The 11,696-nt window shown below is 45.0% G+C and carries 8 protein-coding genes; 6 read left to right on the forward strand and 2 right to left on the reverse strand.

All coding sequences use genetic code 11. From position 1 onward, the window contains the following. Window positions 1–37: 37 nt before the first annotated feature. From AACT23_RS02135 to AACT23_RS02155, 5 genes are all read left to right on the forward strand, one after another. Window positions 38–1,243 carry an amino acid ABC transporter permease gene (locus AACT23_RS02135; protein ID WP_017044681.1) on the forward strand — a complete coding sequence of 402 codons (1,206 nt, stop codon included), beginning with the start codon at window positions 38–40 and terminating at the stop codon, window positions 1,241–1,243. Window position 1,244: 1 nt separating this feature from the next. Then, window positions 1,245–2,342 (forward strand): amino acid ABC transporter permease, encoded by a 1,098-nt coding sequence (locus AACT23_RS02140; protein WP_026028006.1) that lies wholly within the window; start codon window positions 1,245–1,247, stop codon window positions 2,340–2,342. Between the two features lie 20 nt (window positions 2,343–2,362). Beyond that, a complete protein-coding gene (locus AACT23_RS02145; RefSeq protein WP_013856933.1) occupies window positions 2,363–3,130 on the forward strand; it encodes an amino acid ABC transporter ATP-binding protein in 768 nt (255 codons plus the stop codon). A 204-nt stretch (window positions 3,131–3,334) separates the two neighbouring features. Further along, window positions 3,335–4,003 (forward strand): Bax inhibitor-1 family protein, encoded by a 669-nt coding sequence (locus tag AACT23_RS02150; protein WP_094127661.1) that lies wholly within the window; start codon window positions 3,335–3,337, stop codon window positions 4,001–4,003. Window positions 4,004–4,129: 126 nt separating this feature from the next. Beyond that, window positions 4,130–4,459, forward strand: a complete 330-nt coding sequence (locus tag AACT23_RS02155) for a TusE/DsrC/DsvC family sulfur relay protein (RefSeq protein WP_047689503.1) — start codon at window positions 4,130–4,132, stop codon at window positions 4,457–4,459. A 55-nt stretch (window positions 4,460–4,514) separates the two neighbouring features. Here the strand turns inward: AACT23_RS02155 and yccX are convergent, their stop codons facing one another. After that, window positions 4,515–4,793, reverse strand: a complete 279-nt coding sequence (gene yccX / locus AACT23_RS02160; RefSeq protein WP_029388310.1) for an acylphosphatase — start codon at window positions 4,791–4,793, stop codon at window positions 4,515–4,517. Between the two features lie 219 nt (window positions 4,794–5,012). On the opposite strand from yccX, the gene AACT23_RS02165 reads away from it, so the two are divergent. Next, window positions 5,013–6,206 carry a class I SAM-dependent methyltransferase gene (locus AACT23_RS02165; RefSeq protein WP_047689509.1) on the forward strand — a complete coding sequence of 398 codons (1,194 nt, stop codon included), beginning with the start codon at window positions 5,013–5,015 and terminating at the stop codon, window positions 6,204–6,206. Between the two features lie 61 nt (window positions 6,207–6,267). Here AACT23_RS02165 and AACT23_RS02170 read toward each other — a convergent pair. After that, on the reverse strand, window positions 6,268–11,696 hold a 5,429-nt coding region (locus tag AACT23_RS02170; protein ID WP_094127664.1), incomplete at its 5' end, for a VCBS domain-containing protein.

An 11,696-nucleotide genomic window follows, 5' to 3' on the forward strand; every position in this document is an offset into this window, starting at 1 on the left:
CGCCTTTTTGGAAAAATGGATTTGAGGTTATAGTTGTATGAAACCTACTAAAACTATTGCGGCTAGCTCAGGAGCTCCCTCGGCTAAAAGCGCAAATTTGTTCTACAATCCTACTTTTCGTTCAGTCGCCTTTCAAATTATTGCTGTTCTCGTTCTGGTTTTTTTCTTTTACACCATTGTGACCAATGCACTTTCTAACTTAAGTTCTCGAGGCATTGCCACGGGGTTTGACTTCCTAGATCAAGAAGCTGGCTTTGGGATTGGCCTTACTTTGATCGAATACAATGAAACCTTTAGTTATGGGCGAACTTTTATCATAGGTTTACTCAATACCGCGCTAGTTTCTTTTTTAGGCGTTGTATTTGCCACCCTTTTAGGTTTCTTTATCGGTATTGCTCGTCTCTCTTCCAACTGGTTAGTCAGTCGACTTGCTGCTGTGTATATAGAAATCTTCCGTAATATTCCTTTATTACTGCAAATTTTCTTTTGGTATTTTGCCGTGTTACAGGCTCTACCATCGCCTAGGCAAAGCATGCAGTTAGGGGATTCTATTTTTCTCAATGTACGTGGTCTGTTCTTCCCCGCTCCCATTTTCGAAAGTGGCAGCACATTTATCTTTATTGCCTTTCTTGCTGGCTTACTAACCACCTTAATTATTGGCATTTGGGCTCGAAACAAACAGCGTTTAACAGGTCAGCAGACGCCTATGGGTAGAATTGCGGCTATCTTGTGCATTCTACTTCCTGTCATTGTGTACTTTGCTATGGGCCGTCCAGTGTCAGCAGAGTATCCACAACTGCAAGGGTTCAACTTCCAAGGTGGCATCAGTATTATCCCTGAGTTAGCCGCACTGCTGATTGCACTAAGTATTTATACGGCCGCATTTATTGCCGAAATTGTCCGTTCTGGCATTAATGCGGTGAGCCATGGTCAATCCGAAGCAGCAATGTCATTAGGATTATCTCGTTCAAAAACATTAAAACTCGTGGTCATTCCTCAAGCGCTGCGCATCATCATTCCGCCACTCACCAGCCAATATCTGAACTTAACCAAAAACTCATCATTAGCGATGGCGATTGGCTACCCTGATTTGGTTTCTGTTTTTGCCGGCACAACGCTCAATCAAACGGGTCAAGCGATTGAAATTATTGCGATGACTATGGGTGTTTACCTCACTCTCAGTTTGACGACATCGGCATTAATGAATATCTATAACCGTAAAGTTGCTTTGGTGGAGAGATAAGATGAAAGTACATCAGTTTCAACCTAACTTGCCACCGCCAGCCAATACCGTTGGCTTCATTGGGTGGCTGCGCAAAAATCTTTTTAATAACGCACTCAATTCCATCGTTACACTGATCTTAGGGTATTTCGCCTTCTGGCTTGTTTGGCATACTGTCGATTGGGCGATTATTAATGCAGATTGGGTAGGTACACAACGTAGTGATTGCACTCGTGAGGGGGCGTGTTGGGTGTTTATTAGCGTACGCTGGGATCAGTTTATGTATGGATTTTATCCAGAAGCTGAGCTATGGCGACCTCGCCTCTTCTATTTCACTCTTGCTATTTTTAGTGCGTTGCTCGCCTATGAAAATACACCGAAAAAAACGTGGATTTGGTTGTTTTTTGTCAACATCTACCCATTTCTTATCGCGGCGTTACTCTATGGAGGCTTTTTCGGCCTAGAAGTGGTTGAAACGCATAAGTGGGGAGGCTTATTAGTTACGCTGATTATTGCCTTAGTTGGGATTGTTGTTTCGTTACCGATTGGCGTTGTACTGGCGTTGGGCCGACGTTCCGAGATGCCCATTATTCGCAGCCTATGTACCGTTTACATCGAGGTTTGGAGAGGTGTGCCACTGATTACAGTTTTGTTTATGGCATCCGTTATGCTGCCTCTGTTCCTCTCACAAGGCTCGGAAACGGATAAATTGGTTAGAGCATTGATTGGGGTGGTCATGTTCAGTTCGGCTTATATGGCAGAAGTGGTTCGTGGTGGTTTACAAGCGATACCTAAAGGTCAATACGAAGCCGCCGATGCGTTAGGTTTAAGTTACTGGAAAAAAGTCGGTTTGATTATTTTGCCGCAAGCACTGAAGATCACGATCCCATCTATCGTTAATACCTTCATTGGCCTATTTAAAGATACCAGCTTAGTACTCATTATCGGGATGTTTGACGTGCTCGGTATTGGACAAGCTGCCAATACCGATCCGGATTGGTTAGGCTTTTCTACTGAAAGTTATATATTTGTCGCGTTAGTGTTCTGGGTGTTCTGCTTTTCTATGTCTAGATATTCGATATGGCTTGAAAACAAACTCCATACTGGTCACAAACGATAACTACAAATCAAGGACGTATTATGACGCAGCAACGCAACCTCGCACCTTCTGAAGAAATCATGATTCAGATTAATGATATGAATAAATGGTACGGTGAATTTCATGTACTAAAGAATATCAATCTTACCGTTAAAAAAGGCGAAAAGATCGTTATTTGTGGCCCTTCAGGCTCAGGAAAATCGACCATGATTCGCTGTATTAACCGCTTGGAAGAGCACCAAAAAGGACAAATCGTCGTCGCGGGAAACGAACTGACGGAAGATCTTAAAAATATCGAAGCCGTGCGACGCGAGGTCGGTATGTGCTTCCAACATTTCAATCTTTTTCCACATTTAACCGTGTTAGAAAACTGTACACTCGCTCCAATTTGGGTAAAAAAGATGCCTAAAGGAGAAGCTGAAGCGGTTGCGATGAAGTACTTGGAACGCGTAAAGATTCCTGATCAAGCAGACAAATATCCCGGTCAACTTTCTGGCGGTCAGCAGCAACGAGTTGCGATTGCACGCTCATTGTGCATGAACCCACAGATTATGTTATTTGATGAACCAACATCTGCACTTGACCCGGAAATGGTACGGGAAGTATTAGATGTTATGGTTGAACTCGCAGGAGAAGGCATGACGATGCTTTGTGTTACCCATGAGATGGGCTTTGCTAAAGAAGTGGCCGATCGCGTTATTTTCATGGATGCTGGTGAGATCATTGAAGAAAATAACCCTGTTGAATTTTTTGAAAATCCTCAATCCGATAGAACGCGCAATTTTCTCTCTCAAATTCTCCATCATTAATAGATTAACGACCAACAAAGAGAGAGGTGAACATCACCTCTCTTTTTGTTTATGAGCATAGACACATGGTGTTACACATTCTTTAACATCTAAGTGACTATTTTTATTAAAATTTGTACAAGACAAATACGACACAGGGCTTGATTTTTAGCTCATTCAGCCCCATAAATGTACATACAAACATAAACCCTTACGAGGAAGATTATGAACAGCCCAATGTTTACTCGCTCAGCTAGCTTAGAGAGCACACTACAAACCAATAAAGTGTTGAAGAATACTTACTTCTTGCTTTCAATGACTCTTATCACTAGTGCTATTGCTGCGATGGCAACAATGGCAATGCAAATTTCACCATTCATGGCACTCGCTATGCAGTTGGGAGCAATTGGTATCCTGTTCTTCGTGATGCCTAAAGCCATTAATTCCTCTTCTGGTATAGTGTGGACATTTGTGTTCACCACATTAATGGGTGGTGCTCTGGGTCCTATGCTTAATCACTATGCTGCAATCCCGAATGGCTCTAGCATTATTGCTCAGGCACTCGGCCTTACTGGCCTTGTTTTTATGGGCTTATCAGCTTATACCATTACGACTAAAAAAGACTTTTCGTTCATAAGAAGTTTTTTAATGGCAGGCCTAATTATTGTCATCGTTGCAGCAATTATTAATATTTTTGTTGGCTCTACCGTTGGCCAACTTGCGATCAGCAGCATCGCGGCGCTCGTGTTTTCTGGTTTTATCCTATTTGACACAAGCCGTATCGTACGAGGTGAAGAGACAAACTACATTAGTGCTACCATCTCAATGTATCTAAATATTCTGAACTTGTTCACAAGCTTATTGGCTATTTTAGGCATTATGAACGACGACTAATTTACGTCGACATTTTGTCCAAACGAGCCCGCAAGCCACAGCTTGCGGGCTTTTTGCTTTCTAAACAGTTGAGATCACACATTCACTACGCTACCCTAAACGCGGATTTTTAATCGAGTAATAAAGATGTTTGAATACAATGGTAAAACCGTCGAAACTGATGCTCAGGGTTACCTCCTAGACCATACCCAATGGGAAGAAGGAATGATCCAGACACTGGCCAGTCAGGAAGATATCGAGTTAACAGACGCTCATCTAGAAGTCATTTGGTTCGTGCGCCACTTTTATGAAGAGTTTAATACTTCACCCGCAGTGCGTATGTTAGTCAAAGCGATGGAAAAAGCGCATGGTCCGGAAAAAGGCAATAGTAAATATCTGTTCAAACTCTTTAAAAAAGGCCCTGCCAAACAAGCAACTAAACTTGCTGGGTTACCAAAACCTGCCAAATGCTTGTAGTGCGAAACTAAGCTCCAAGCAACTTAACCATACAAAGCACAAAGCGGTGCTACTTTTAAAGTATTTCGAATCCGCTATATTTTTCAGTATAAGAAAGAAGTGATTCACGCGACACCGACATTACTTTCGCCGTTTTGGGGCCTTGTTGAAGCCACTGATAAAACTGCTCCAAATTTTCACTATTCCCAATGGCGATGACTTCAACCTCGCCGTTATGTAAATTTTTAGCATAGCCTGTTAAGCCTAGCTTTAGTCCTTGATGAGCGGTGTGATAACGAAAACCAACCCCTTGGACCCTGCCTGTCACGATAAACTTGTCGCACTGTTGAGCCATTTGGATCTCTCTCTATGTTTAAATACTCAATCATTTATCTACTAAAATGCGTCGTTCACTATAATGAAAGAAATGACAATGGGTTAATTTGATGTACATCCCATAGACACTCTCTCCAAACAATTTCCTTTATTTACGTATGACGCTCGCTCTTTGTTTGCTTTCCATTACCTTTTCTATGAAAATACGCCCCCATTTTGAATATTCATCGAGTAATGTATGACAGCTGCAATCTATCTAGTCAAAGGCCGTGAAAAATCTTTGCGCCGTAAACATCCATGGGTCTTTTCCCGAGGGATCAGCAAGGTAGAAGGTGAGCCTAGCCTTGGAGAGACCGTCGACGTTTATACTCATGATAATCAGTGGTTAGCAAAAGCAGCCTATTCCCCTACTTCTCAAATTCGAGCTCGCGTTTGGAGCTTTGAGAAGCAGGAGATCAATGTCGATTTTTTTGTGAAACGGCTCGAAGATGCACTGTTAGTTCGCCAGGAGATTATTGAACGAGATGGTCTTACAGGCTTTAGGCTGATTGCAGCAGAATCAGATGGGTTGCCCGGTATTACTATCGATAAGTATCAAGATTATCTAGTATGCCAACTGCTTAGCGCAGGGGCTGAATACCATAAAACAAATATTGTTAAAGCGCTGACAATCGTTTTCCCAGAGTGCCATGTTTACGAACGTTCAGATGTTGCCGTTCGTAAAAAAGAAGGTTTGGAAGAGCGCATGGGCGTGCTGCATGGCGATGAGCCGCCAAAATCAGTCATTATCGAAGAAAATGGCGTAAAAATTAGCGTCGATATTGTTGGTGGACACAAAACAGGCTTTTACCTAGACCAACGTGACAGCCGCCAGAAATCAATAAAATATGTGAAGGATAAAGATGTCCTTAACTGTTTTTGTTATACCGGAGGCTTCGGTTTGTATGCTCTTAAAGGCGGTGCCAAACGTGTAATTAATGCCGACGTCTCACAACCTGCATTAGATACCGCCAAATACAATGCAGAGATCAATCAATTCGATATCTCCAAAAAACGCGCTGTATTTTTAAATGCCGATGTTTTCAAATTATTGCGAGAATACCGTGATCAAGGAACGCTGTTTGATGTGGTGATTATGGATCCACCTAAGTTCGTATCGAGTAAAAATAACCTGATCTCCGGTGCAAACGGTTATAAAGACATCAATATGTTGGCAATGCAAATTTTAAAACCGGGTGGCACTTTACTCACCTATTCATGCTCTGGCCTTATGGGCACCGATCTCTTCCAAAAAATCATTGCAGATGCGGCGCTCGATGCAGGTCGTAGCGTTAAATTTGTTGAAAGGTTCGAGCAAGCCGCTGACCACTTAACAGATTCAGCCTACCCTGAAGGGTTTTATCTAAAAGGGTTCGCCTGTAAGGTGTTGTAAGCCGTATTTTATAGGCAGCAAGAAAAACCGGAGCTCTAATAAAGCTCCGGTTGTCGTTATTTTAGTCCTTTAAATGGTTTAGATTATCCATCAAGCTACTGGTGATATCCGCAGCTGACGCACCATCAAAGTCCACGGTCAATGTTTGACCCGACTTGACAATCGTTAGGTGCGATTCATGTTCATTTCCTGTAACACGGATAGATACATCGTCCGCAACACCTTGATGATCTACACCACCCAGTCCATCAAGCAATGCTGTGATCTCATCTTTGGTCATGTCTTCAAACAAATCGGAAAAATCTAACGAATCCCCTTCCGAACGATGGAAGTCAGTAACGCGGTCAGTCGCGGTTTCCATCTCAACCCATTTGAATATGTCTGCACCACTATCACCCGTTAAGATATCACTACCAAGGCCGCCAATAAGGGTGTCGTTACCTTCACCACCTCTCAAACCATCGTTGTGAGAACCACCATCAATATAATCATCACCAGTATGACCAAAAAGGATATCAGAGCCAGATTGACCAAATATTCGATCATTGCCACTACCGCCATTAACGACGTCAGCATTACGGCTTGATACATCGTTCGATAATAACAAACCATCATTATCTAACATTGAATCAGTGCCAGAAAGATTGCCTGTCATTACGTGATGATTGGCAATCTCAGACGCAGAAAGTTCCAAATCATCATCACTACTGTAACCATGAGATCCCGTCATTCCTGCATAAATGACGTCATTTCCAGAGCCCGTCTCAATATGATCGTTCCCCGATCCACCACTAACAGTTTGGTTTTGAGAGCCATTATTATAACCTTGCCCGACGTGAATATGGTTTTCATTGCCATGAACATCACGTACTGTACCTAACAAATTACCCCCAAAAGCAACATCGAATCTATCTGGGTGCTGTGAGTTTTCACCATTTCTAATAACTATCATGTCATTTAAATCATTGCCTTCAACCGTCAATGGTAAACCTACGGGTACACCATTTTTATCTACAGCGTTGACCGAAATCGTTAAAGTACTATTGGCAGCATCACCATCATTATCTCTCACAGTATAACTAAAAACTTCCTGTGCGTTGAGGGGGATCTTAGAGGCATCCTCAGTCACTTGATAAGTATAGCTACCATCAGCCATCAGAATCAGCTCGCCATACAAACCAATAACCTTAGTGCCAACACCGGTATTAATACTGCTTGATGTTTCTCCATTCACACACCCTATGACCGTCAATGACCCATCGGCACCGTGCAAATCGTTATGCATTACATTACCTAAAGCACTTGGCAAATGGTAACCACTTCCTTCAACAATCTTTGCCACCAAGTCAAACTGGTTGGATGCATTTTCGTCTGTCTTTATCGAGTTGATAACATTACCGTTTTTATCAACAAAACCTAAGACTTCAACTGTATACATCTTACCTTCAAATTCAAAAGTCACAGATTGACTTTCAATAGTAATGATATCCCTTGGATCAGACTGATTATTTGGTGTTTCGTTATGGGCAAAATTCACCGTAATCGTCACAGGCGTTACTCGACCATAAGCATCGGTTACTGAAAACGTTACATCTAGTGTTGCCCCCGTAATCGAATCATAGATAGGGTAGTTATAGTGAGTAAAGGTTCCTAGTTGGACTAGCTCATTGAGAGCTATGTTTCCAGCCAGTCCACTATCGTTATCAATAAAACCATACCCTGATTGCCCATACCCTGCACTCGTTCCCCAGCGTACTTGGTCTAAATCAGGGTCAGCATCGCTCGAGTCATAAATATTGATATTTGCACCACCTGTAATATTGCTCCACTCAGCAGAAACACCGTTAAAATTAAATGAATCAGCCAAGACATTGATTGAAGCAACATCCATATTAGCGATAGGGGCATCATCCTCAATAACAATGGTGATTGTACTTGTGTTCGAAATACCACTTGAATTTTGTGCTTCAATGGGGATATCAATCACAAGTTCATCTTCTCCACCATTATTCGTGTGGTCGAATACAGCATGCAACTGACTAGTCACCTTGCCTTGGTTATCTACGGTAATTTCGACCACTTTATTGTCAGCAACCGTTCCAATCAGTCTCTGTTTATCCGAAGATAAGTTCCAGGTAATAGCTACACCATTAGAAGTGTAAGTACCAACCGGAATCCCCATAGAAAGCTCAGAGGTGTTCGCAATATTAAGCTGCCCTTCCACTGAGGTCTGGTTAGTCGTGTCTTGTGAACCAGTGATAGATGCGTCATCCGCAATCCCGCCTTGTAATCCTTCTTCAGAAACATTGAGCGTCAATTCACCAATAACCGGTGGAGACACAGGCTTGACCGCAAAACCAAGCACAGCACTGTCACCATCGGCATCAGTAACTTTCACTTGGAAATCAATATCTCCATCACCTGACGGCGATTGTATATTTTGATACTGGTAAAACTCCCATTTTCCCGTTGTCGGTGTAAACTCGAGTTTGAAGACTAAATGCCCTTCTGCATCTTTACCAGTAAGAGTATTTGCTCCTACTAATCCAACAGTAATGTCAGAGCCAGTAACCGTTTTGAGTGTCGCAGATTCATCCAGGCCAACTAATTGCAGTGCCCCTCGACCATCGGCCCCCCATTGCGGTTCAACGACACCAGAACCATAAGCAATTGGCTGCGGCGCATCCGAACCAAGAAACTCGATATTTTTAACGGTAAAGTCACTATTATCTTTATGATTGAACGAGTGACCATTATCAGTAGCTTTGATAACCATCGTATCAAAACCACCCTGTTGCACAGAAAAGTCTTTAGCGTAATCTCCACGGTTTTCATCAGAGGTAAAACTTTGAGTTGCAATCAGCTTTCCATCTCGCCAAAACTCAACAATCCCGCTTTCGCCTTCACCGCCAAACATTTTGCTGAACTCAATTTTCGCACCATAAGCTACCGTGTTAGGATCGAGTTTAATAACCAACTCTTCGGATGCAGAACTGCCATCTGAAAACTTACGAAAATCAACTTCATTAGCAAGGTTATGGTACGGAGAATCCTTACTACTAACGCCGATACCTTCGCTGTCACCATTAATATTTGCACTAACTAACGTGGATGATAAAGCTGAAGAGAATCCTTTTGCAGTAATAGTAAATTGACCACCGTCAATAGTAGTCCTATTACCGCGGTAACTTGTTAGATCAAACTGGCCAGTTAACACATCAGGGATGTCAGTTGCTGTAGCAGCAACTGGATCCATCGCATGGTCGCTAGGTGCATCGTCTTCAATGATGATAGATAATTTGCTTTCCGTTGTGGCTTGCCCATCTGAAACAAATACGCCGAGATCTAAACTCAGTGTATCTTCTTGGGAGCCATCTGGATGGTCGACAGGGCTGAGTAAAGTGACCGTATAGTTCCACTCGCCCTTGCCACTTGCATTAGGAGCAGTAAGTTCGATTTCAATAACGGATTTAGAATCACTCCCAGATGTAGAACCTATCAGCTTGTGATTTTGAGCATCCCATTCCCAAACGACTTCCATACCTCCCGACGTGATGCCCTCCGGGCCCGAAAGAGTGATCCCTACGGAGTCACTATCTACATCATCAATTGTGATGGTGCCAGATGCCTTAATTGCGTCGCTTGCATCTGAGGATCCAATATCATCTTGAAGTCCACCAGATAAGCCTTCCTCGGAGAGAGGAGCAATGCTTGAGATTGCGATGATCGCCGCGTCGTTGGTGCCCGTGATGGTCACGGTCACGGTGTGCTCTGTGCCGTCTTCCGATTTCACCGTGAAGGTTTCAGTCAGAGTCTGGTTCTCGTTCAACGCGTCGACCTTCTCGTTGCTGTTATCCAGCACGTAGGTCCACTTGCCGTTCGCATCCACACTGAACGTGCCGTACTGGCCCGGCGCATCGGTTTGCGCCTGGAACTCGTTGTCGGTGTTGTCCACGTCTTTTGAGGTCAAGGTGCCCGTCGCGGTGTTATCCGCCGCGTCTTCGGTCACGCTGCCGCTCACCGCGCCTTGGATGTCTGCCTTATCGTTCGCACCATTGATGGTGATGGTCACTTGTTGCTCTGTGCCGTCTTCCGATTTCACCGTGAAGGTTTCAGTCAGAGTCTGGTTCTCGTTCAACGCGTCGACCTTCTCGTTGCTGTTATCCAGCACGTAGGTCCACTTGCCGTTCGCATCCACACTGAACGTGCCGTACTGGCCCGGCGCATCGGTTTGCGCCTGGAACTCGTTGTCGGTGTTGTCCACGTCTTTTGAGGTCAAGGTGCCCGTCGCGGTGTTATCCGCCGCGTCTTCGGTCACGCTGCCGCTCACCGCGCCTTGGATGTCTGCCTTATCGTTCGCACCATTGATGGTGATGGTCACTTGTTGCTCTGTGCCGTCTTCCGATTTCACCGTGAAGGTTTCAGTCAGAGTCTGGTTCTCGTTCAACGCGTCGACCTTCTCGTTGCTGTTATCCAGCACGTAGGTCCACTTGCCGTTCGCATCCACACTGAACGTGCCGTACTGGCCCGGCGCATCGGTTTGCGCCTGGAACTCGTTGTCGGTGTTGTCCACGTCTTTTGAGGTCAAGGTGCCCGTCGCGGTGTTATCCGCCGCGTCTTCGGTCACGCTGCCGCTCACCGCGCCTTGGATGTCTGCCTTATCGTTCGCACCATTGATGGTGATGGTCACTTGTTGCTCTGTGCCGTCTTCCGATTTCACCGTGAAGGTTTCAGTCAGAGTCTGGTTCTCGTTCAACGCGTCGACCTTCTCGTTGCTGTTATCCAGCACGTAGGTCCACTTGCCGTTCGCATCCACACTGAACGTGCCGTACTGGCCCGGCGCATCGGTTTGCGCCTGGAACTCGTTGTCGGTGTTGTCCACGTCTTTTGAGGTCAAGGTGCCCGTCGCGGTGTTATCCGCCGCGTCTTCGGTCACGCTGCCGCTCACCGCGCCTTGGATGTCTGCCTTATCGTTCGCACCATTGATGGTGATGGTCACTTGTTGCTCTGTGCCGTCTTCCGATTTCACCGTGAAGGTTTCAGTCAGAGTCTGGTTCTCGTTCAACGCGTCGACCTTCTCGTTGCTGTTATCCAGCACGTAGGTCCACTTGCCGTTCGCATCCACACTGAACGTGCCGTACTGGCCCGGCGCATCGGTTTGCGCCTGGAACTCGTTGTCGGTGTTGTCCACGTCTTTTGAGGTCAAGGTGCCCGTCGCGGTGTTATCCGCCGCGTCTTCGGTCACGCTGCCGCTCACCGCGCCTTGGATGTCTGCCTTATCGTTCGCACCATTGATGGTGATGGTCACTTGTTGCTCTGTGCCGTCTTCCGATTTCACCGTGAAGGTTTCAGTCAGAGTCTGGTTCTCGTTCAACGCGTCGACCTTCTCGTTGCTGTTATCCAGCACGTAGGTCCACTTGCCGTTCGCATCCACACTGAACGTGCCGTACTGGCCCGGCGCATCGGTTTGCGCCTGGAACTCGTTGTCGG

The organism is Vibrio sp. V09_P4A23P171, from assembly GCF_963875615.1.
Taxonomy (GTDB): domain Bacteria; phylum Pseudomonadota; class Gammaproteobacteria; order Enterobacterales; family Vibrionaceae; genus Vibrio; species Vibrio anguillarum.